This is a genomic window from Nakamurella endophytica (assembly GCF_014646215.1).
GTDB lineage: Bacteria > Actinomycetota > Actinomycetes > Mycobacteriales > Nakamurellaceae > Nakamurella > Nakamurella endophytica.
The window spans coordinates 18,860-41,002 of sequence record NZ_BMNA01000016.1 but is presented as its reverse complement, the minus strand read 5'-3'; the positions used below and the strand labels follow the sequence as shown (position 1 = coordinate 41,002).

General features: G+C 73.8%; 18 protein-coding genes and 3 pseudogenes. 13 read left to right on the top strand and 8 right to left on the bottom strand.

Annotated features, from left to right (window positions below; genetic code table 11):
* The first annotated feature begins 235 nt into the window (after positions 1–235).
* Together IEY37_RS20065 and IEY37_RS20060 are read left to right on the top strand one after the other, a co-directional pair.
* Positions 236–868: a TetR/AcrR family transcriptional regulator gene (locus IEY37_RS20065; RefSeq protein ID WP_188944705.1), complete on the top strand. Its 633-nt coding sequence runs from the start codon at positions 236–238 to the stop codon at positions 866–868.
* Positions 865–1,743 carry an HAD family hydrolase gene (locus tag IEY37_RS20060; protein WP_229674695.1) on the top strand — a complete coding sequence of 293 codons (879 nt, stop codon included), beginning with the start codon at positions 865–867 and terminating at the stop codon, positions 1,741–1,743. Before IEY37_RS20065 ends, IEY37_RS20060 begins: the two co-directional genes overlap by 4 nt.
* 103 nt (positions 1,744–1,846) lie before the next feature.
* Here the strand turns inward: IEY37_RS20060 and IEY37_RS22920 are convergent.
* Positions 1,847–2,963, bottom strand: a pseudogene (locus tag IEY37_RS22920) (NADH:flavin oxidoreductase/NADH oxidase).
* Between the two features lie 152 nt (positions 2,964–3,115).
* On the opposite strand from IEY37_RS22920, the gene IEY37_RS20050 reads away from it, so the two are divergent.
* Positions 3,116–3,310 (top strand): hypothetical protein, encoded by a 195-nt coding sequence (locus IEY37_RS20050; protein WP_188944704.1) that lies wholly within the window; start codon positions 3,116–3,118, stop codon positions 3,308–3,310.
* Positions 3,311–3,362: 52 nt separating this feature from the next.
* On the opposite strand, the gene IEY37_RS20045 is transcribed toward IEY37_RS20050, so the two are convergent.
* The 3 genes from IEY37_RS20045 to IEY37_RS20035 all read right to left on the bottom strand — a co-directional run bounded on the left by IEY37_RS20045 (position 3,363) and on the right by IEY37_RS20035 (position 6,702).
* A complete protein-coding gene (locus tag IEY37_RS20045; protein ID WP_229674693.1) occupies positions 3,363–4,757 on the bottom strand; it encodes an NAD(P)/FAD-dependent oxidoreductase in 1,395 nt (464 codons plus the stop codon).
* 35 nt (positions 4,758–4,792) lie between these two features.
* Positions 4,793–6,115: an aspartate aminotransferase family protein gene (locus IEY37_RS20040; RefSeq protein ID WP_373298403.1), complete on the bottom strand. Its 1,323-nt coding sequence runs from the start codon at positions 6,113–6,115 to the stop codon at positions 4,793–4,795.
* A 77-nt stretch (positions 6,116–6,192) separates the two neighbouring features.
* Positions 6,193–6,702 (bottom strand): Lrp/AsnC family transcriptional regulator, encoded by a 510-nt coding sequence (locus IEY37_RS20035; RefSeq protein WP_229674692.1) that lies wholly within the window; start codon positions 6,700–6,702, stop codon positions 6,193–6,195.
* A gap of 574 nt (positions 6,703–7,276) precedes the next feature.
* Between IEY37_RS20035 and IEY37_RS20030 the strand changes: the two genes are divergently transcribed.
* The 9 genes and pseudogenes from IEY37_RS20030 to IEY37_RS22910 form a co-directional block, all read left to right on the top strand.
* Complete coding sequence (locus tag IEY37_RS20030) at positions 7,277–8,620, top strand: polyamine ABC transporter substrate-binding protein (RefSeq protein WP_229674691.1); 1,344 nt, start codon at positions 7,277–7,279, stop codon at positions 8,618–8,620.
* Between the two features lie 122 nt (positions 8,621–8,742).
* Complete coding sequence (locus IEY37_RS20025; protein WP_373298402.1) at positions 8,743–9,834, top strand: ABC transporter ATP-binding protein; 1,092 nt, start codon at positions 8,743–8,745, stop codon at positions 9,832–9,834.
* On the top strand, positions 9,831–10,793 hold the full coding sequence (locus IEY37_RS20020) for an ABC transporter permease (protein WP_188944701.1): 963 nt from the start codon (positions 9,831–9,833) through the stop codon (positions 10,791–10,793). Before IEY37_RS20025 ends, IEY37_RS20020 begins: the two co-directional genes overlap by 4 nt.
* 4 nt (positions 10,794–10,797) lie before the next feature.
* Positions 10,798–11,697, top strand: coding sequence for an ABC transporter permease (locus IEY37_RS20015; RefSeq protein ID WP_229674689.1), 900 nt, complete (start codon positions 10,798–10,800; stop codon positions 11,695–11,697).
* A gap of 5 nt (positions 11,698–11,702) precedes the next feature.
* Positions 11,703–13,271, top strand: a complete 1,569-nt coding sequence (locus tag IEY37_RS20010) for an aminobutyraldehyde dehydrogenase (protein ID WP_188944700.1) — start codon at positions 11,703–11,705, stop codon at positions 13,269–13,271.
* Positions 13,272–13,354: 83 nt separating this feature from the next.
* The gene (locus IEY37_RS20005; protein WP_188944699.1) at positions 13,355–14,785 is read left to right on the top strand and encodes an NAD(P)/FAD-dependent oxidoreductase; all 1,431 of its coding nucleotides are present in this window, start codon (positions 13,355–13,357) and stop codon (positions 14,783–14,785) included.
* Positions 14,786–14,821: 36 nt separating this feature from the next.
* Positions 14,822–15,745, top strand: a complete 924-nt coding sequence (locus IEY37_RS20000; RefSeq protein WP_188944698.1) for a pentapeptide repeat-containing protein — start codon at positions 14,822–14,824, stop codon at positions 15,743–15,745.
* 88 nt (positions 15,746–15,833) lie between these two features.
* Positions 15,834–16,757 (top strand): annotated as a pseudogene (gene speB / locus IEY37_RS22915) (agmatinase); the annotation flags it as partial.
* Between the two features lie 120 nt (positions 16,758–16,877).
* Positions 16,878–18,080 (top strand): annotated as a pseudogene (locus IEY37_RS22910) (saccharopine dehydrogenase family protein); the annotation flags it as partial.
* A gap of 226 nt (positions 18,081–18,306) precedes the next feature.
* Here the strand turns inward: IEY37_RS22910 and IEY37_RS19985 are convergent.
* Positions 18,307–19,182, bottom strand: a complete 876-nt coding sequence (locus IEY37_RS19985) for a sigma-70 family RNA polymerase sigma factor (RefSeq protein ID WP_188944697.1) — start codon at positions 19,180–19,182, stop codon at positions 18,307–18,309.
* An 88-nt stretch (positions 19,183–19,270) separates the two neighbouring features.
* Here IEY37_RS19985 and IEY37_RS19980 point away from each other — a divergent pair, with 88 nt between their 5' ends.
* Positions 19,271–19,600, top strand: a complete 330-nt coding sequence (locus IEY37_RS19980) for a VOC family protein (protein WP_188944696.1) — start codon at positions 19,271–19,273, stop codon at positions 19,598–19,600.
* Positions 19,601–19,674: 74 nt separating this feature from the next.
* Here IEY37_RS19980 and IEY37_RS19975 read toward each other — a convergent pair whose 3' ends face one another.
* The 3 genes from IEY37_RS19975 to IEY37_RS19965 all read right to left on the bottom strand — a co-directional run bounded on the left by IEY37_RS19975 (position 19,675) and on the right by IEY37_RS19965 (position 22,140).
* On the bottom strand, positions 19,675–20,349 hold the full coding sequence (locus IEY37_RS19975) for a DUF1345 domain-containing protein (RefSeq protein ID WP_188944695.1): 675 nt from the start codon (positions 20,347–20,349) through the stop codon (positions 19,675–19,677).
* Positions 20,350–20,498: 149 nt separating this feature from the next.
* Entirely contained in the window at positions 20,499–21,035 is a 537-nt protein-coding gene (locus tag IEY37_RS22600; RefSeq protein WP_188944694.1) for a bacterial proteasome activator family protein, read from the bottom strand.
* Between the two features lie 115 nt (positions 21,036–21,150).
* Positions 21,151–22,140 carry an NAD(P)H-quinone oxidoreductase gene (locus tag IEY37_RS19965; protein ID WP_188944693.1) on the bottom strand — a complete coding sequence of 330 codons (990 nt, stop codon included), beginning with the start codon at positions 22,138–22,140 and terminating at the stop codon, positions 21,151–21,153.
* Between the last annotated feature and the right edge of the window lie 3 nt (positions 22,141–22,143).

The following is a 22,143-nucleotide window of genomic DNA, read 5'->3' as shown; positions in this document are numbered from 1 at the left end:
GTTGGTCGTGTGACCAAGTCGGTTCCGGCGACCGCTTGACGCGGCTCGGGGCGGACGGCACAGTCGGCGCGGCAGTGGCCGCCGCGCCCACCCCTCGGCCCGGCGGTCACTGCCCTCCACCCGGTTCCGGCTCGGGTCGGCGGGGCCGGGGGACGAGGGGCGCACGGAGCCCGCATGGCCCGCTGGGCCGGCGCCGGAGGTGCGGACGGACCGGATCGGGGGAGCCATGCCGCGCATGTCCGCGGCCGCGCGGCGGACGCTGCTGCTGGAAGCCGCGCGGCGGGTGATCGACCGGGACGGGGTCGCCGGCGTGACGACGCGGGCCGTCTGCGCCGAGGCCGGCATGGGTCAGGGCGCCTTCCACCACCTGTTCGCCAGCCGGGACGAGCTGCTGCACCAGGTGCTGTCCGAGCTGATCGAGGGCATCGTGGCGCGGTCCACCGACGTCGACCCCGCGACACCGTTCGAGCAGGTGCTGGTCGCCGCGCTGCTGCTGGACTGGGAGACCTTGCGGGACACCCCGAGGATCCGGACGGTGCTCTACGAGATCACCGTGGCGGGGCTGCGCGGCGCCGTCCAGCCCGACCTGGTGCGCTTCCAGTACCGCCGGTACCGGGAGGTCACCGAGCAGGCGCTGGCCCGGCTGGCCGAGCGGGCGGGCGTGCGGTGGACCGCACCGGTGCCGGCGGTGGCGCGCACGGTGATCGCCGCGCTGGACGGGATCGCGCTGCAGTACCTGGTCGACGGCGACGCGGACGCCGCCGGTGTCACGCTGCGGAGCTTCGCCAGGGATTTGGCCGGCCGCGCCGTCCCGGTGGACGCGCGGCCGGCGGAGCCCGCCGCCGGGTCGGGGACAATGGAGGGGTGAGTGCCCTGCCGTCCGCCGCTGCCGCGTCCCCGTCGATCCCTGCCGCCGCCGTGCCGAGCGGCGCCACCGTGTCGCCGGTGCCGCGGCTGGTGGCCTGCGACATGGACGGCACGCTGCTGGACCTCTCCGGTGCCCGGGTGAGCGACCGCAACGTCGCCGCGCTGCGCCGGGCGGCGGACCGCGGCGCGCGGGTGGTGATCGCCACCGGGCGCCCGGTGTGGTGGCTGGATCCCGTGCTGGAGACGGGTTTCCGTGGCACGGCGGTGTGCATGAACGGAGCGGTGGTGTACGACACCGGCACCCGCGACATCGTGTCCGCGAGCCCGCTGACACCCGAGGCCATGCAGGACTTCCTGTCCGGCCTGGAGCGGGAACTGGCCGGCGCGGACCGCTTCTCGGTCGCCGTCGAGCGGTTGGGCACCACCGTGGACGAGTGCTTCGCCGAGGCCGACTACGACCACCCGTGGAGCACCGGGCACTTCCGGCTCACCGACCGCGAGGACCTGCTGTCCGCGCCCGCCGCCAAGATGCTGGTGCGGGCGGGGCACGACTCGGACACCCTGGCCGCCGCCGCCCGCGCGGTGGGTGACGACCAGGTGGCCATCACGTTCTCCTCCAGCGACGGGCTCATCGAGATCGCCGCGGCGGGTGTCAACAAGGGCAGCACCCTGGCCCGGCTGGCCGCGGAGTGGGGCATCGACGCGGCGGAGGTGGTGGCCTTCGGCGACATGCCGAACGACCTGGAGATGCTGCGGTGGGCCGGGCGCGGTGTGGCCATGGGCAACGGCCATCCCGACGTCGTCGCGGCGGCCGACGAGCAGGCACCGCACCACGGCGACGACGGCGTGGCTGCCGTGCTGGAGCGCTGGTTCTGACGGTCTTGCGGCCGTCGGCCGGGCTCTGCCCACGGCGCGGGGGGGCAGCGGTGCGCCGACCCGCCGGGTGCGGGCGGCCGGTGTCCCGGCCGCCCGCGCCGGATCAGTGGGCGCCGACCGGCTCCAGGTGCGGCGCGTCGTCCCAGCGGCCGCGGGCGTACTGCGCCGGGTAGGGCGCCTCGCGCCAGGTCAGGCCGAGGGCGGCGGCGGCGCGCAGCGGCCAGGCCGGTTCCCGCAGGGCGGCGCGGGCCAGCAGGATCGCGTCGGCGTCGCCGTCGGCGAGGATCTGCTCCGCGTGGTGCGGGTCGTCGACCAGGCCGACGGCGGCGGTGACGATGCCGGAGCCGCGCCGGATCTCGGCCGCCAGGGGCACCTGGTACCCCGGACCGACGGGGATCTCGGCGGGCAGCAGGCCGCCGCTGGAGGCGTCGACCACGTACGACGCCGCGGGCCAGCAGCAGCCCGGCGAGGCGGGTGGACTGCGCGGTGTCCCAGGCACCCTCGATCCAGTCCGTGGCCGACAGCCGGACGAACAACGGCTTGCCGGCCGGCCAGGCGCCGCGGACGGCGTCGACGACCTCGAGCAGCAGCCGGGTGCGGCCGTCGAAGTCGCCGCCGTACCCGTCGGTGCGGTGGTTGCTCAGCGGGGACAGGAACTGGTGCAGCAGGTACCCGTGCGCGGCGTGCAGCTCGACCACGTCGAAGCCGGCGAGGTCGGCGCGGCGCGTGGCGTCGACGAAAGCGGCCTTGAGCGCGGTGAGGTCGTCGGCGGTCATCTCGCGCGGGGCGGCGTAGCCGGGGAACGCGTCGGCGGACGGGCCGACGGTCGGCCAGCCGCCCTCGTCGGCGGGGACGGTGCCGGTGGGCTCGCCCGGGAAGCCACGGTAGGTGGAGGCCTTGCGGCCGGCGTGCGCGAGCTGGACACCGATGGCGGCACCCTGGCCGTGGACGAAGTCGACGATGCGCGCCCACGCCGCCGTCTGCTCCTCGTTCCACAGGCCGGTGTCCTGCGGGCTGATCCGGCCCTCCGGGGTCACCGCAGTGGCTTCGGTGAGGATGAGCCCGAAGCCGCCCTGCGCGCGGGCTCCCAGGTGCACCAGGTGCCAGTCGGTCGGCACGCCGTCCTGCTCGGTGACCGAGTACTGGCACATCGGCGCCAGCCAGATCCGGTTGGGCACGCTGAGGTCGCGCAGGGAGATGGGGGTGAAGAGATGAGCCACGCCAGGCAGAACCGGTGCCGCCGGCCGGCTGTTCCCCCGCCCGGCGTGGGGTAGGTCTCCCGGCCCGGCGCCGCAGCGCGGGGCCCGGAACGGCCGGCGGGGCGACTCTCGGCCGGCGGGCGGCCCTCGCAGTGCGGAGGCACACTGGGCCGATGACCGTTCCCGACGTCCCGCACCCCGACGTGCCCGGTCCCTCGGAACCGGGGCCGCTGAGCCCCGACCGCCCCCCGGTCCCGCTCGAGCCGCGCCCTGCGACCCCCGAGCCGGCCCGCCCGAACCCCGGCGGCCCGCTGCCCGACCCGACGATCCCCGAGCCGGACCCGACCGCGCCGCCGCCCCTGGGGTGAGGCGAGGAGACCTGAATGACGGCGCCGGTCGTCTTCCCGGTCTCCTGATGGCTCAGCCCCCGACCACCCGCTGCACCACCTCGGCCACCCGCGACGCCCGCCCCGTCCGCTCCTCGCGCCGGTCGGCGGTGGCCATGGCGCGCAGGCCGGCGTTGATGCCGAGCCAGCGCAGGGGCTCGGGCTCCCAGCGGCGGGAGCGGTGGCCGACCCAGGGCAGCCGGGTCAGCTCGGTGTCGCGTCCGGTGACCAGGTCCGCGAGGGTGCGGCCGGCGAGGTTGGCGGTGGCGACGCCGTCGCCGACGTAGCCGCCGGCCCAGGCCAGCCCGGTGCGGCGGTCCAGCCCGACCCCGGCGTGCCAGTCCCGTGGGATACCCAGCGCGCCGCCCCAGGCGTGGGTGAACCGGGCACCGGCCAGTGCCGGGAACAGGTCGACGACGGTGCGCCGGAGCCGGTCGAAGACCCCCGGATCGCGGTCGAAGTCGGGCCGGATCCGGGAACCGGCGTGGTAGGGCGCGCCCCGCCCGCCGAAGACAATGCGACCGTCCGCCGTCCGCTGCCCGTAGCTGATCAGGTGCCGGTGATCGGTGAACGTCGGCCGCGTCGCCAGGCCCACCGCGTCGAGCGTCGCGGCGTCCAGGGGCTCGGTGGCGACGATCAACGAGTACACCGGCGCCAGGTCCCGGTGCGAGCCCTCGAGCCCCGCCGTGTACGCCTCCGTCGCCCGCACCACCACGTCGGCGGTCACCGTCCCGCGGTCGGTGAGCACCCGCCCCGGCTCGATCCGGCGGACCCGGGTGCCCTCGAACACCGCCACCCCCGCCCGCTCGACCGCGTCGGCCAACCCGCGGACCAACGCTCCGGGATCCACTGCGGCGCAGTGCCGGGTGAACGACGCGCCCAGCGCGCCCGCGACACCGGCCACCTCCGCGGTGGCCCGCCGGTCGAGCAGCCGCACGTCGTCCTCGGTGTCGCCCCATGCGTAGGCGTGGGCCACCTCGTCCTGCGCGCGCTGCCACTGCGTGGCGGACCGGGCGAACGCCACCGTGCCGCCGCGGACCCAGCCGCAGTCGATGGCCTCCGCGGCGACGGTGTCCGCGACCGCGTCGATGCTCTGCCGCATCGCGGCCTTCATCGCCAGCGCGGCCGGCCGGCCGTGTCGCCGGGCGATCCGCTCCCAGGACGCCGGGAACAGGTCCGAGCACCAACCGCCGTTGCGTCCGGAGGCGCCGAACCCGGCGGTCTCCGCCTCGAGCACCGCCACCCGGATCGACGGGTCGGCACGCCGCAGGTGGAACGCCGTCCACAGCCCGGTGAAGCCCGCCCCGACCACCGCCACGTCGAACGAGCGGTCGCCCGGCAGCGGTGACCGCCGGGCCAGCGAGCCGGGGAACCGGTCCAGCCACAGGCTCAGCCCGCGGTAGGGCCAGCTCGGCGGCACGGGCGACACGGGCGGGACGGCCGCGTCGGGCTCCGCGGCGCTCGTCAGATCTGGTCCCAGGCGCGGGTCAGCACGGACCGCAGCATCTGCTCCATCTCGTCGAACTCGGCCTGGCCGCAGGTGAGCGGCGGGGCCACCTGGACGACGGGGTCGCCGCGGTCGTCGGCGCGGCAGTACAAACCGGCCTCGAACAGCGCCCCGGAGACGAAACCGCGCAGCACGCGCTCGCTCTCCTCGGGGGAGAAGGTCGCCTTGGTCTTCTTGTCCTTGACCAGCTCGATGCCGTAGAAGTACCCGTCGCCGCGCACGTCCCCGACGATCGGCAGGTCGTGCAGCCGCTCGAGGGTGGAGCGGAACAGGTTCTCGTTGCGGCGGACGTTGCCCAGCAGGTCCTCCCGATCGAACAGGTCCAGGTTCGCCAGCGCCACCGCGCAGGACACCGGGTGGCCGCCGAACGTGTAGCCGTGGGCGAAGATCGTGTCGCCGTGCGCGAACGGCTCGAAGATGCGGTCGGAGATGATCGCCGCGCCGAGCGGCGCGTAACCGGACGTCAGACCCTTGGCGGTGGTGATGATGTCGGGCTGGTAGCCGTACTTGTCGGCGCCGAACATGGTGCCCAGCCGGCCGTACGCGCAGATCGTCTCGTCCGAGACCAGCAGGACGTCGTAGCGGTCGCAGATCTCGCGCAACCGGTCGAAGTAGCCGGGCGGCGGTGGGAAGCAGCCACCGGCGTTCTGCACCGGCTCGACGAACACCGCCGCCACCGTGTCCGGCCCTTCGGCCAGGATGGCCTCCTCGGCCCGGTCCGCCGCCCACAGCCCGAAGGCCTTCTCGTCGTCCGCGACGAAGTACGGCGCGCGGTAGAAGTTGGTGTTGGGGATCCGGACCGAGCCCGGCACGAGCGGCTCGAACGCCTGCTTGAACGGCGGCACGCCGGTGATCGACAGCGCACCCTGGGTGGTGCCGTGGTAGGCGATGGCCCGCGACAGCACCTTGTGCTTGCCGGGCTTGCCGGTCAGCTTGAAGTACTGCTTGGCGACCTTCCAGGCGGTCTCGACGGACTCGCCGCCACCGGAGGAGAAGAACACCCGGTTCAGGTCACCGGGGGCCAGCGCCGCGAGCCGGTCGGCCAGCTCGATGGCCGTCGGGTGCGCGTACGACCAGATCGGGAAGTACGCCAGCTTGCGGGCCTGCGCCGCCGCGGCGTCGGCCAGCTCGGCCCGGCCGTGCCCGGCCTGCACGGTGAACAGCCCGGACAGCCCGTCCAGGTACCGCTTGCCGTTGCTGTCGTAGATGTAGGCGCCCTCGCCGCGCTCGATCACCGGCACCGGCTTGTCCGCGTAGCTGGACATGCGGGTGAAGTGCATCCACAGGTGGCCGGCGTCCTGGCCGCCCTCCTGCGGCACGAAGCTCGAGGTGTCGTCCAGGACGGTGTTCGGCGAACTCATCGGGTACCCCAGTGGTAGGTCTGCTTGGACAGTTTCAGGTAGACGAACGACTCCGTGGAGCGCACGCCCGGGATGGTGCGGATCCGCTCGTTGAGCAGCGTCAGGAGGTGGTCGTCGTCCTCGCAGACCACCTCGACGAGGATGTCGAACGAGCCGGCGGTGATCACGACGTAGTCGACCTCGTCCATGTCGACCAGGGCCTGAACCACCGGGTCGAGGTTGCCCTCGGCCCGCAGGCCGATCATGGCCTGGCGGGTGAAGCCGACCTGCAGCGGGTCGGTGACCGCGACGATCTGCACCACGCCGCTGCCGACCAGCCGACCGACCCGTTGCCGGACGGCCGCCTCGGACAGGCCGACCGCCGCGGCGATCGCCGCGTAGGGCCGGCGTCCGTCCTGCTGGAGCTGCTCGATGATGGCCTTGGAGTGGTCGTCCAGCAGTGCCGGCCGGGACCGGACCACCCGCAGCTCGCCATCGCTGGCGGGGCCGGGCGCGGTACGGGTCACCCCTCGATGATGGCAATCGCCGGGCCGCCGGTGCAACCCCACCATGCGTCGATCCGTCGATCGAGCGTCCACTGGACGCGGAAAGCCTTGCTTGTGGCCGCCGGGGATGCGATAACCGTCGTGACCAGGGGCCAGCGGTGCGGGGAGTGTCAGGGGAGGTGCACCGGTGCGGATCGTCGTCGACGGTGCCGTGTCGCCCGGCCGGGATGCCGTCCCGGTCCTGCTGCCCGTCCGCGTCGCCGCCGGTCGCGCGGCCGCTCGGTACGCTGAGCCCGGCCCGGGTCCTTGGGCGGCCAGGGCAACCGGTGCGAGGCCGGCGCCGAGCCGCCGCTCCGGGGGTTCGTCCGGACGGCCAACCGGTCACCGGCACCCGAACCGGGCATGCCGGACCGGATGCCGGGGCCGGAGCGGCGACGGGGCCGCGCCTGGCCGGGGTTTCCGCCCCGTTCAGGCGACACCGGAAGCGCCAGAGGCGGTTTACGTTGCGATCGTGCTACCGAGCGACGGAATCCCTTGCGGCAGCCCCCCGGTGATGTGACGATCGCTCGACCGATGACCGCCAGGAGGTTTTCGTATGCCCGTTCCCGACCGTGACCAGCAGGAGATCCTGGCGCAGCTGCGCCGTGCCGGCCTGAGCCGGCGCACGCTGCTGCGCGGCGCCGGGATGGGCGGGGCAGCCGCCCTGCTGGCCGCCTGCGGGGTGAAGGGGACCGGCAGCGGGGCCTCGTCGTCCTCCACCGGCGCGTCGTCCTCGTCCACCGGTGTGTCCTCGTCGGCCGCGGCACCCGCCGGGTCGTCGGCCTCCGGTGCGGCCACCTCCGGCTCGTCGGCCGGCACCTCGAGCAGCGCGTCCGCCTCCGTCCCGTCGGTCGCCGACCGGTCGGACACCGACAAGACGTTGAACTGGTCCAACTGGCCGGAATACATCGACGTCGGCGAGAACAACGCCAGCGACCACCCGACGCTCGACGCCTTCACCAAGGAGACCGGCATCAAGGTCACCTACACCGAGGACGTCAACGACAACAACCAGTACTTCGCCAAGATCCAGCCGCAGCTGTCCGCCGGTCGTCCGATCAACGCCGACCTGTTCGTGGTCACCGACTGGATGGCCGGCAAGCTCATCCAGCTGGGCTGGGTGCAGCCGCTGGACCACGCGCTGATCCCGAACCTGAAGAACCTGCAGCCGGCGCTGATGGACGTGCCGTTCGACAAGGGGCGTAAGTACTCGCTGACCTGGCAGTCCGGTCTGACCGGCATCGCGCAGAACCCCGCGGCGCTCGGCGGCAAGAAGGTCGAGTCGATGGACCAGCTGCTCACCGACTCGTCGCTGCGCGGCAAGGTCACCCTGCTGACCGAGATGCGCGACACCGTCGGGCTGACGCTGCTCGATCTCGGCTACAACCCCGAGGACTTCACCGACGAGCAGTTCACCGAGGCCATGGCCAAGCTGCAGGCGGCCGTGGACGCCAAGCAGATCCGGCAGTTCACCGGCAACGACTACGCGCAGGGACTGGTCGCCGGCGACATCGCCGCGTGCCTGGCGTGGACCGGCGACGTGGTGACGCTCAAGGCGGACAACCCGGACCTGCAGTACGTGCTGCCGGAGGCCGGCTACACGCTGTGGAGCGACAACCTGGTCGTCCCGATCCTGACGCCGCACAAGAAGAACGCCGAGACGTTGATCAACTACTACTACCAGCCGGCGGTCGCCGCGCAGGTGGCCGAGGCGGTCAACTACATCACCCCGGTGGTGGGCACCAAGGAGGTGCTGGCCAAGCAGGATCCGGAGACGGCCAAGAACGTCCTGATCTTCCCGGACGCGGCCACGCTGTCCAAGGCCAAGGGCTTCATGGAGCTGGACCCGGACCAGGAGAAGCGGTACAACGCCGCGTTCGCCAAGCTCTCCGGGGCGTGAGCGCGGTGACCGGTGCGGTGCGCGGTGCGGTGACCGGTCCCGGGCCGGCGACCGCTGCGGTCCCGGCGCCCGGTGCCGGTCGCCGGGTCGCGGCCGCCCCGGACGGTGGCGGCGGTGTCGAGATCCGGGGGTTGGTGAAGGCGTTCGGCGCCACCCGCGCCGTCGACGGCATCGACATCTCGGTGCCGGAGGGGTCGTTCTTCGCGCTGCTCGGCCCGTCGGGCTGCGGCAAGACGACCACGCTGCGGATGGTGGCCGGCCTGGAGGAGCCGACGGCCGGCGCCATCCACATCGGCGGCCGCGACGTCGCCGGCACCCGGCCCTACCAGCGGCCGACCAACACGGTGTTCCAGAACTACGCGCTGTTCCCGCACATGACGATCTTCGAGAACGTCGCCTTCGGTCTGCGCCGGCGCAAGGTGGGCGACGTCCGCCGTCAGGTCATGGAGATGCTGGAGCTGGTCGAGCTGACCCACCTGGCCCAGCGGAAGCCGGCCCAGCTGTCGGGCGGCCAGCAGCAGCGGATCGCCGTGGTGCGGGCGCTGGTCAACCGGCCGAAGGTGCTGCTGCTCGACGAGCCGCTGGGCGCGCTGGATCTCAAGCTGCGCCGGCAGATGCAGCTGGAGCTCAAGCGCATCCAGACCGAGGTCGGCATCACGTTCATCCACGTGACGCACGACCAGGAAGAGGCCATGACCATGGCCGACACCATCGCGGTGATGAACCTGGGCAGGGTCGAGCAGCTCGGCGCCCCGGTCGAGCTGTACGAGAACCCGCGCACCGCGTTCGTCGCCGGGTTCCTCGGGCAGTCCAACCTCCTGGCGGCCCGGGTGGTGGCCCGGCACGGCGACGTCGTCGAGCTGTCCGCCGAGGGCAACCGGATCCTCATGCCGGCGGCCCGGCTGTCCGTGCCGGGGCCGGACGTCGAGGTCGGCGTCCGGCCGGAGAAGGTGCACCTGGGCGATCTCGGCGTCGCCGAGGAGGGCTGGAACCGGATCGACGGCACGGTGGTCGACGCGTCCTTCATCGGCGTCTCGACGCAGTACCTCGTCCGCACCCGGCAGGACGAGGAGCTGACGGTCTTCACCCAGAACCTGTCCACCCACCTGCGTCGGGTCGGCGAGCAGGTCACCCTGTCCTGGCGCCCGGAGCACACCTTCGGTCTGGAGACCGGCGCCTGGGAGCGGGCGACCGCCGCGGAGACCGCCTCATGAGCGTGGCGGCGGCCGGGGTCGGCATCTCCTCGGTGGAACGGACCGGCGGACCGGACGGCCCCGTGCGCGGCGCGGGCCCGGACTCCGCCGGCCCGGTCGGCTCACGCCGGCTGACCCCGTACTTCCTGCTGCTGCCGGCGCTGCTGGCGCTGGTGGTGTTCTACGTCCTGCCGACGCTGACGTTGGCGTCGACCTCGCTGCAGACCGGCGACCTCCAGCAGGGCTACTCGATCACCTGGCACTGGGCCACTTACGGCGACGTGCTGACGCAGTACTGGCCGCAGTTCCTGCGGTCCTTCGCCTATGCGGCCGCCGCCACCCTGTTCGCGCTGCTGATCGCCTACCCCTTGGCCTACACCATCGCCCGCCGGGCCGGTCGGTGGCGCAACGTGCTGCTGGCGCTGGTGGTCGCGCCATTCTTCACCAGCTTCCTGATCCGCACGCTGGCCTGGCGGCAGATCCTGGCCGACCAGGGCTGGGTGGTCTCGATCATGAAGTCCACCGGGCTGATGTCGGTGACCGACTGGCTGGGGCTGACGTCGGGCCGGTTGCTGGCGACGCCGGTGGCGGTGGTGCTCGGCCTGACCTACAACTTCCTGCCGTTCATGACGCTGCCGCTGTACACCTCGCTGGAGAAGATCGACCCGGCGCTGCTGCAGGCCTCCGGCGACCTGTACGCCAACGCCTGGCAGGGGTTCTGGCGGGTGACCTGGCCGCTGTCGCTGCCCGGGGTGGTCGGCGGGACCCTGCTGACCTTCATCCCGGCCGCCGGTGACTTCGTCAACCAGCAGTTCCTCGGGTCGGTGTCCGAGACCATGACCGGCAACGTCATCGACTCCTTGGCGCTGACCCAGCGCGACTACCCGAGCGCCGCGGCCATGTCCCTGGTGCTGATGGTGGCGATCGTCGTCCTGGTGACCGTGTACGTGCGCCGCTCCGGCACGGACGAGCTGGTGTGACGCCGTGACCTCGCTGAGCCCCGCCGCCACCACATCGACCCCCTCGGCCCGGTCGCGGGTGTCGGCGACCGACGCCCGCCGGCCGGCCCCGCGGCCGCGCCCGCGTCCGGGCCGCTGGCTGCGCGAGCACCTGGTCGTGTTCTTCGGCGCCCTCGGACTGCTCTACCTGTTCGTGCCGATCTTCGTGGTGGTGCTGTTCTCCTTCAACCAGCCGACCGGCCGCTTCAACTACACCTGGGTGCGGTTCTCCACCAACGCCTGGGCGCACCCGTGCGCGGTCTCCGGCATGTGCGACTCGCTGCTGGTCAGCATCAAGATCGGCGTGCTGGCGACGCTGACCGCCACCCTGCTCGGCACCCTGGCCGCGTTCGCCCTGGGCCGGCACCGGTTCCGCGGCCGCGCCGTCACCAACGTGTTGATCTTCCTGCCGATGGCCACCCCGGAGGTGGTGGCCGGGTCGTCGCTGCTGACGTTGTTCATCAACATCGGCGTCCCGCTGGGCCAGCTGACGATCTTCATCGCGCACGTCATGTTCTGCGTCAGCTTCGTCATCGTCACGGTCAAGGCCCGGCTGGCCGGTATGGACCCGCGGCTGGAACAGGCGGCCATGGACCTGTACGCCAACCGCACCCAGACGTTCCTGCGGGTCACCCTCCCGCTGGTGCTGCCCGGCATCGTCGCGGCCGCGCTGCTGAGCTTCTCGCTGTCCTTCGACGACTTCATCATCACCAACTTCAACTCCGGGTCGACGGTGACCTTCCCGATGTTCGTCTGGGGCGCCTACCAGCGGGCGCTGCCGGTGCAGGTCAACGTCATCGGCACGGCCATGCTGCTGATCACGCTCGTCGTGGTCGGCGGCGGGTTGCTGCTGCGCCGCCGCCGCCCGGCCGCCGGGAGGCGCTGACCACCATGTCGCAGACCGGGAACGTCGCCACCTCCGCCGGTGTCGGGACGGACCGCGCGCGCAGCGCCCCGGCCCCCGCGGTCCCGGCGTCCGGCACGACACCCCCGGTCGCCGGGACGCCGAGCGGCGGCTCGGGCGAGCCGTTCACCGTCCTCGACCCGTGCACCGGCCGGCCGCTCACCCGGTACGCCACGGCCACGGCCGCCGACGTCGACGCGGCGGTCCACCGGGCGCGGGCCGCGTTCGGGTCCTGGTCGCGGACCACCCCCGCCGAGCGCTCCACCCTGCTGCACGCGCTGGCCGCCGAGCTGGAGCGCCGCGCGGGCGAGCTGGCGACGGCGGAGTCCGCCCAGACCGGGAAGCCGCACAAGCTGTCGACGGGCTTCGACGTCCCCGGCACCGTGGACAACACCGCCTTCTTCGCCGGCGCCGCCCGGGTGCTCGAGGGATCGGCGGCGGGCGAGTACTCGCCGGACCACACGTCGCTGGTCCGGCGGGAGCCGGTGGGTGTGGTCGGTTCCGTGGCGCCCTGGAATTACCCCCTGCAGATGGCGGCCTGGAAGATCCTGCCGGCGGTGGCGGCGGGCAACACCGTCGTCCTCAAGCCGGCCGAGATCACCCCGCTGACCGCGGTGCTGCTGGCCGAGTCGGCCGCCGCGGCCGGAATCCCCGACGGCGTGGTGCAGGTCGTCGCCGGCACCGGCGCCGAGGCCGGAGCGGCGCTCGTCGCCCACCCCGGCGTGGACATGGTCTCCTTCACCGGGTCCACCGCGGTGGGCCGGCGGGTGATGGCCGAGTGCGCCGCCCGGTCGGCGCGGGTCCACCTCGAACTCGGCGGCAAGGCGCCGTTCGTGGTGTTCCCGGACGCCGACCTGGAGGCGGCCGTGCACGGCGCCGTCGCCGGCTCGCTGATCAACACGGGCCAGGACTGCACCGCGGCCACCCGCGCCTACGTGCACCGGGACCTGCTGAACCGCTTCGTCTCCGGGGTGGCCGACCTGTTCGCCGGCATCGTGCTCGGTGCTCCGGACGATCCGGCCACCGACCTCGGGCCGCTGTCCTCGGCGCGGCACCGGGACAAGGTCGCCGCCATGGTGGCGCGGGCGGAGGCCGACGGCGCGACGGTGCTCGCGCCGGGCCGGCTGCCCGGCGGCGACCTGGGCGGGGGCTTCTGGCACCGGCCGACACTGGTCGTCGGCGCCGCGCAGCGCTCGGAGATCGTCCGGCAGGAGGTGTTCGGGCCGGTGCTGGCGGTGCTGCCGTTCGACACCGACGACGAGGCACTCGAGCTGGCCAACGACACCGCCTACGGGCTGGCCGCCTCGGCCTGGACGGGCAGCGTCACCCGGGCGCTGCGCGCGTCCGCGGAGCTGCGCGCCGGCACGGTGTGGATCAACGACCACATCCCGATCTTCTCCGAGATGCCGCACGGCGGGTTCGCCGCCTCGGGCTTCGGCAAGGACATGTCGGTGTACTCGCTGCAGGAGTACACCCAGATCAAGCACGTCGCGATGGACCGCACCGGGATCGGCCGGAAGAGCTGGCACCGGACGGTGTTCGGGCTGCCCGACTGACCGCCGCGGTGGCGTGGGGACCTCTGACGTTCCTCGTGCCGCCCGCCGTCCGTCGACCCGCACCGACCGAGAGGTGTACCCGGATGTCCCCGTTGCTGCCCGGCGGCAGGTCGCGGGCGCGCGCGGTCCGGCACGCGTTGTCCGACAGCGAGCCGGTCTGCTGGTGGCTCGACGACACGGACGCGCCGGAGCCGCGACCGCCGCTGTCCGGCCCGGTGCGGGCGGACCTGGCCGTCGTCGGCGGCGGCTACTCCGGACTGTGGACGGCCCTGCTCGCCAAGCAGGAGGACCCGTCGCGCGAGGTCGTGCTGCTGGAGGGGCGGACGCTGGGCTGGGCGGCGTCCGGCCGCAACGGCGGGTTCTGCTCGGCGTCGCTGACCCACGGCCAGGCCAACGGGATGGACTGGTACCCGCAGGACATGCCCCGGCTCGAGCGGCTCGGCCGCGCCAACCTGGCCGGCATCGTCCGCACCATCGAGGACCACGGCATCGACTGCAAGCTCGAGAAGACCGGCGAGCTCAAGGTCGCGACGGAGAGCTACCAGATCGGCGACCTGGCCGCCGACTACGAGCGGATGCTCGACTTCGGCGACGACGCCGAGCTGCTCGACGTGGCGGCCACCCGGGCCCTGGTCAACTCGCCCACCTACCTGGGCGCCATCTGGGGCAAGGACAAGACCGTGCTGCTGGACCCGGCACGGCTGGTGTGGGGGCTGGCCGACGCGTGCGAGCGGCTCGGCGTGCGGATCCACGAGAACACCCATGTCGAGACCCTCGTGCGGGACGGCCGGCGGATCTGCCTGACCACGCCGCACGGCTCGGTCTCCGCGGACCAGGTGGCCCTGGGCACCAACGCGTTCCCGTCGCTGCTCAAGCGGGTCCGGCCGTACGTGGTGCCGGTCTACGACTACGCCATGGCCACCGAGCCGCTGTCGGCGGCGCAGCTGGCGACCATCGGCTGGCAGGGCCGGCAGGGCGTCTCCGACGCCGGGAACCTGTTCCATTACTACCGTCTCACCGACGACAACTGCATCATCTGGGGCGGCTACGACGCGGTCTACCACTACGGCAACCGCATCGACCCGGCGCTGGACCAGCGCCCGGAGACCTTCGCCCGGCTCGCCGACCACTTCTTCGCGACGTTCCCCCAGCTCGAGGGCGTGCGGTTCACGCACACCTGGGGCGGCGTGATCGACACCTGCTCGCGCTTCTTCCCGTTCTTCGGCACCGGGCACCACGGACAGGTGGCGTACGCGGTCGGCTACACCGGGCTCGGCGTCGGCGCCACCCGGTTCGGGGCGCAAGTCATGCTCGACCTGCTCTCCGGCGAACGCACCGAGCTGACGTCCATGCCGACGATCCGCGGCAAGCCGGTGCCGTTCCCGCCGGAACCCCTGCGCTCCACCGTGATCAACCTGACCCGCTGGTCCGCGGCCAGGGCCGACGCCCGCGCCGGCCACCGCAACCTGTGGTTGCGCTCGCTGGACCGGTTCGGGCTGGGGTTCGACTCGTGAACGGCCGCAGGGTCTCCCGATGAGCACGGTTTCCCGATGAGCACGGTGGAGCTGGCGGCCGACTGCAGCCGGTGCTCGGGGCTGTGCTGCGTGGCGCTGCCCTTCGGCCGGTCCGCCGACTTCGCCATCGACAAGCCGGCCGGCGTGCCGTGCGTGCACCTGCAGGGCGACTTCCGCTGCGGCATCCACGACCGGTTGCGACCCGAGGGCTTTCCCGGATGCACGGTGTTCGACTGCTTCGGCGCGGGGCAGCGCGTCACCCGGGAGACCTTCCACGGCCGCGACTGGCGCACCGATCCCGCGCTGGCCGCGTCCATGTTCGCCGCCCTGCTGGTGGTGCGGGACCTGCACGAGATCCTGCTGCTGCTCGGGCAGGCGGGCGCCGCCGTGGCCGCCGCCCGGGGGACCGCGACCGGCGCCGGCGAGCTCGCGGCTCGGGTCCGCGACCTGGTCGCGACGGTGGAGGCTCTCGCGGCCGGCACCTCCGACGAGCTGGCTGCCGTCGATGTCGGGCGGCTGCGGCAGCAGGTCGGACCGGTGCTCGGTGCGGTCAGCGCGGCGGTGCGGCGGGCCGACCCCGCGGTGGGCGGGTCGGCACGGGGCGGCCGGGGGAGGGGCGGTCGCGGCCGGTTCCGCCCGGGGGCCGACCTGGCCGGCGCGGACCTCGCCGGCCGGGACCTGCGCGGTGCGGACCTGCGGGCGGCGGAGCTGCGTGGGGCGGTGCTGCTCGCCACCGACCTGTCCGGGGCCGACCTGCGGGGCGCCGACCTCCTCGGCGCGGACCTGCGCGACGCCCGGCTCGCCGGCGCCGACCTGCGCGGTGTGCTGTACCTGACCGGGCCGCAGGCGGCGGCCGCGCGGGGCGACGCGTCCACCCGGCTCCCGGACGGCCTGGCCCGGCCGCGGCACTGGCCGCCCGGCCGACGCCTTGCCGCGGGAGGAGGCGCCGGGACAAGCTGAGCCGTCCCGGGCACCGCAGAGCGCGGGCCCGGCACGGGCGGCGAGAGCCGCCGCCCGGTACCACCGAACCGAAGGACTGGAACTCCCCATGGCGCGCTACGGCGCAATGTACGGGCCCGACGTGACCTTCACCGGGGTCCCGCGGTGCGACCTGTCCGACCCGAGCAGCTACGAGAACGCCACCGCGGTGATCGTCGGCGCTCCGTACGACTCCGGGACCTCCTACCGCTCCGGCGCCCGCATGGGCCCGATGGCCCTGCGGGTCTGCGACTACTCGGAGCACACCGGATCCCGCCCGCACCTGTCGCTGCGGGTGGACCCGCTCGGCGACCTGGGGGTGGTCGACGCCGGCGACGTCGAGATGGCCCCGACCGAGACGATCCGCTCGCTGCGGGCCCTGCAGGACGTGGTCCGCGGGCTGGCCGAGGCCGGGAAGATCCCGGTGATCCTCGGCGGCGACCACACCGTGGCCATGGCCGACATCACCGGGCTGGCCGAGCACTACGGCTACGGCCGCATCTCGGTGATCCACTTCGACGCCCACGCCGACACCGGCGACCTGCAGTTCGGATCGCTGTACGGGCACGGCCTGCCGATGCGCCGGGTCATCGAGTCCGGTGCCGTCCCCGGGCACAAGTTCTTCCAGGTCGGGCTGCGCGGGTACTGGCCCGAGCCGCCGGAGCTGGCCTGGATGGCCGAGCAGGGCATGCGCGGGTACGAGATGGCGGAGATCCGCCGGCGCGGGCTCGACGAGGTGATCGCCGAGGTGATCGAGCTGGCCGGGCGGGACACCGACGGGGTGTTCCTGTCGGTCGACATCGACGTGGTCGACCCGGGCATGGCGCCCGGCACCGGCACCCCGGAACCCGGCGGGCTGACCGGCCGGGAGCTGCTGGACGCGGTGCGGCAGATCGGCCGGGACACCCGGCTGGTGGGCATGGAGATCGTCGAGGTGGCGCCGCCGTACGACCAGGCCGACGTCACCGCCATGCTGGGCAACCGGGTGGTGCTGGAGACCCTGGCCGGCATCGCCCGCCGCCGGGCCGACGAGGCCAGCGGCACCCGCTGGGACGAGTCGACCCCGGTGCTGGCCGGCCGTGCCGAGCCCGCGGTCCGGTCCGGTCCCGGCAAGCTGCGCATCCTGCTGGTCGGCGCGGGTGGGGTCGGCTCCGCGGTGGTCGCCACGGCGGCCCGGCGCGAGTACGTGGAGGCCATGGTCGTGGCCGACTACGACCTGGACCGGGCCCGGCAGGCGGTGGAACGGGTCGGCGACGGCCGGTTCCTGGCCGCGCAGGTCGACGCCACGGACCCGGCGCAGGTGGCGGAGCTCTTGCGGGCGCACCGCTGCGACGCGCTGCTGAACGCCACCGACCCGCGGTTCGTCATGCCGCTGTTCACCGCCGCGCTGGAGGCCAAGGCGCACTACCTGGACATGGCCATGTCGCTGTCCCGGCCGCATCCCACCGACCCGTACAACGTGCCCGGCGTCAAGCTCGGCGACGAGCAGTTCGCCCGGGACGGGGACTGGAAGGCCGCGGGCCGGATGGCTGTCGTGGGCATCGGTGTCGAGCCGGGGATGGCGGACGTCTTCGCCCGGTACGCCGCCGACCACCTCTTCGAGCGGATCGACGAGATCGGGGTCCGCGACGGCGGCAACCTCACCGTCGAGGGGTACGACTTCGCGCCGACGTTCTCGATCTGGACGACGATCGAGGAGTGCCTGAACCCGCCGGTGATCTACGAGCGGGGCCGCGGACACTTCACCACCGCGCCGTTCTCCGAGCCGGAGATGTTCGACTTCCCCGAGGGCATCGGCGCTGTCGAGTGCGTCAACGTCGAACACGAAGAGGTGCTGCTGATCCCGCGGTGGCTGGACGTCGGCCGGGTGACCTTCAAGTACGGCCTGGGCCAGGAGTTCATCGAGATGCTCAAGCTGCAGCACAAGCTGGGCATCGACCGGGTGGAACGCCTGCAGGTCGGCTCGGTCAGCGTGTCGCCGCGGGACGTGATCGCGGCGTTGCTGCCGGACCCGGCGACGTTGGGGGACCGCATGCACGGCAAGACGTGCGCCGGTACCTGGGTGCGCGGCGTCGGCAAGGACGGCCGGGCCCGCGAGGTGTACCTGTACCACGTCGTCGACAACGCCTGGTCGATGCGGGAGTACCGGTCGCAGGCCGTGGTGTGGCAGACGGCGGTCTGCCCGGTGATCGCCATGGAGCTCATCGCCCGCGGCACCTGGACCGGCGCCGGGGTGCTGGGTCCGGAGGCCTTCGACTCGGTGCCGTTCCTGGAGCTGCTCGGCGAGTACGGCTCTCCCTGGGCGCTGCGCGAGCAGGGGCCGGAGGCGCCCGACGGGGCCGGCACCGCCGAGGTGGACCGGGCCGCCGCCGCGGCGTCGCTGGGCACCGCCCGTGCCGCCACCTGGGCGCAGCCGCCGGTGCCGGCCGGCGTGCCGGACCACACCCGGGCGCTGTGACCCGGCGGTGGGACGGCCGCAGCGGAGGCCGTCCCACCGCGTCTGCCAGCGCGCCCTGCCGTCCCCGCTCGGGTCGGGACGCCGGTCAGTCGGCGCTGCGCCTGGCCGGCAGCGTGCGGACGTCCAGTCGGTCGACGTCGCCGGCCAGCAGCTCGATCTCGCGGACCAGGTCGTCCTCGACGGTGAACGCGAAGACCACCTTGATCTCGCCGCGCAGCGACCACAGGGCGGCCGCGAACCCGTCCAGCTCGGCCCGCCGGGCGGCACGGGCCCGACCGGAGAAGAAGCCGGCGACCTCGTCCCGACCGGACACCAGCGCGGGGGAGCCCATGGCCGCCGCGGCCGCGTCGGACGACACCGCCGCCTCGGGGTGCAGCAGCTCCAGCAGCCGCTCGAAGCGGCCGTTGCGGGAGGCGTCCATGAACGCCTCCACGACGTCGCGGTGGCGGACCCGGTCGGCCTCCACCTCGTCGGTGCGGCCGCGCACCCGGCGGCGGCCGCGGCTGGCCAGCTGCCGGCAGGCCACGCTGCTCCGGCCGAGCACCGCGGACACCTCGTCGAACGACAGCCCGAACAGGTCGTGCAGGCAGAACGCCAGCCGCTCGGCGGGCGGCAGGGTGTCCAGCACGACCAGCAGTGCCCGCCCGACGGTGTCGGCGTGCTCGGCCTCCGCGGCCGGGTCGACGGCCCGGTCGTCGCGGAGCGAGTCCGGTGCGGCGGCGTCACCGCCCAGCACCTCGCGGCGGGACGCCCGGGCGCGCAGCTGGTCCAGGCAGATCCGGGAGACCACGGTGGTCAGCCACCCGCCGAGGTTCCCGGTCTGCGACACGTCGCTGCGCTGCAGCCGCAGCCAGGTCTCCTGGACCGCGTCGTCGGCCTCGTGCACCGAACCGAGCAACCGGTAGGCCACGGCGCGCAGGTGGGTGCGCCGGTTCTCGAACTCCACGCTCAGGTCGTCCATCGCTGTCACATTCTGCGGGGTCCGTCCGTCAGGTGGGGGACAGAGCAGCGGCCGCCCGCGTGGGCGGCCCGATCATGAGGAGACAGACGTGAGCGCCACCATCCGCAGCCTGGTCGTCCCGGTGTCCGACATCGAGCGGACCAAGGCGGTCTACACCGCGCTGCTGGGCACTCCGCACACCGACACCCCGTACTACGTCGGCTACAACGTGGACGGTTTCGAGGTCGGCCTGACCCCGGGTGACGTCAGCGAGGGGCCGGTCGCCTACGCGGACGTCGAGGACCTGGACGGGGTGCGGTCGACGGTGCTGGCCGCGGGCGCGACCGAGCGGAGCGCCCCCCGCGAGGTCGCGCCGGGGGCCCGCGTCTGCGTCCTGGCCGACGCCGACGGCAACCCGTTCGGCCTGCGCGGGCGCTGACCCGCCCGGGGGGACGGCGGCTCCCGTCGCCGTCCCCCGGGACCGACCGGCCGTGGTGCTGCGGTGCTGCGTTGCTACACCTCGCGCAGCACGGTGATCGCGTAGGCCACCACCGCGGCGTTGTAGAAGAAGCTGAGCACCGAGTGCACGAGGACGTGCCAGCGCATGCGCGACTGCACGACCTGCACGTCGGAGGTCGAGAAGGTGGCCCCGATGCTGAACGCGAAGTAGAGGAAGTCGACGCTCGTCGGGCGGGGCAGCACGGTGCCGGCCGGGTGCGCCTCGGCGTCCGGCTGCGGGAACCGCAGCCCGCCGCCGCGGTCGAACAGCTGGGCGTACCTGCGGGCGTAGCCCGAGTGCAGCAGCAGCCAGGACAGGATCATGGCCACCCCGCCGAGCGCCTCCAGCGCCTGCTCGGTGTCGGTCTGGCTGCTGGACAGCGCGATGTCGAACGCGGTGGTCAGCCCGGTGAGGCTGCTGATCATCGCGAAGAGGAACGTGAAGCGCAGCCGGTGCCCGGACAGGCCGCCCGGCGCGCCGACCGCACCGGTGGGCCGGATCCGCGACCGGCGGAGCCGGATCCCGCCGGCGACGAGGTAGACCATCGCCAGCAGCACCCACCACAGCAGGACCTCGAGCGACGAGTGCTCGTCCTCGACGACGAAGGTGAACAGCACTCCCAGCGCGACCAGGGCCAGCTCGACGGCGCGGCTGGCCACGGCGAGCACGGGCGCGCTGGGAGTGGCCACGACCCGCGTTCTACCCGGGCGGCGGCGTGCCCGGCGCCCCGCCACGCCGTCGGGCCGGGCAGGTCACCGCCGGGTGTCACCGCCGGCCGGCGGGGCGGACCCCGCCGACGCCGACCATCGCCCTCAGGTGCGCGGCGGCCGGAGATCCGTCAGAGGTACTGGCCGGTGCCGCTGCCGCGGGACTCGACGCCGTCCTGCGGCACGATCCCCGGCGGCAGGGCCCGACCGCGCATCTGCTCCAGCTGCATCCGGGCCGCCATCTGCTGCGCCACCAGCGCCGTCTGCAGGCCGTGGAAGACGCCCTCCAGCCACCCCACCAGCTGCGCCTGGGCGATCCGCAGCTCGGCGTCGCTGGGCACCGAGTCGTCGGTGAACGGCAGCGAGAGCCGCTCGAGCTCGTCCCGCAGCTCCGGCGTCAGGCCCTCCTCGAGCTCCTTGATCGACCGGGCGTGGATCTCCCGGAGCCGGGCGCGGCTGGCATCGTCCAGCGGCGCGGCACGGACCTCCTCGAGCAGCTGCTTGACCATCGTGCCGATGCGCATGACCTTGGCCGGCTCGCCGATGGCGTCCCCCGGGTTCACCGGTCCCGGCCCGCCGTCCCCGGCCGGTTGTCCGGCCACGGCCGTCCCGACGGGTGCCCCGTCCGGTCCGATGACCACCACGCGCTGCTCTCCCGGTCCGCTCACCGCGGTTCCCCTCTCGTCTCTCCCACAGTCTGCCGTGCCCGGTCCCGGCCGGCCGCGCCCCGGTGGGCGACGGCGACGACGCCTGCCGGCGCACCGTGCCCTCGCCGGTGCCCGGTCACCGGACAGCCACCACGACCTTGCCGACGTGGCCACCCTGTTCCAGCCGCCGGTGCGCATCGCCGGCCCGGTCGAGCGGCAGCACGCTGTCGATCACCGGGCGCACCCGTCCCTGCTCGACGAGCGGCCACAGGCCCTCCCGCACGGCGGTCACCACCTCCTGCTTGGACCGCGGCCCGGTGACCGGGCGGGACCGCAGCGTGGTGCCGGCGACGGAGGCGCGCTTGGCCATCAACGCGGCGATGTCCAGCTCGGCGCGGGTGCCGCCCTGCATGCCGATGATCACCAGCCGGCCGCCCTCGGCCAGCGCGGCGACGTTGCGATCCAGGTAGCGGGCGCCGACGACGTCGAGCACGACGTCGGCGCCGCGGCCCTCGGTGGCCTGGTGGATCCGCTCCACGAAGTCGTCCTCGGCGTAGTTGACGGTGACCGTCGCACCGAGCGCCCGGCAGGCGTCGAGCGCCGCCGGCCGCGACGCGGTGACCGCCACCGTGGCGCCGAGGGCGACGCCGACCTGGATGGCCATGGTGCCGATGCCGGACGCGCCGCCGTGCACCAGCAAGGTCTCGCCGGCGGCCAGCCGGGCCACCTGCACCAGGTTCGACCAGACCGTGCACGCCACCTCGGGCAGCGCCGCCGCGTCGACCAGGTCGACACCGGCCGGGACCGGCAACACCTGGACGGCCGGGACGGCGACCCGCTCGGCGTACCCGCCGCCGGCCAGCAGCGCGCAGACCTGGTCGCCGACGTGCCACGCCGTGACGCCGGGGGCGACGGCGGCGACCGTCCCCGAGCACTCCATGCCCAGAATGTCGGACGCTCCGGGCGGCGCGGGGTAGCGGCCCTGCCGTTGCAGCAGGTCGGCGCGGTTCACCGCGGTGGCCGCCACGTCGAGCAGGACTTCACCGTCCCCCAGTTCGGGGTCCGGGACGTCGGCCGGCTGCAGCACGTCCGGTCCGCCCGGCCTGGTGACGGTGATCGCGCGCATGCG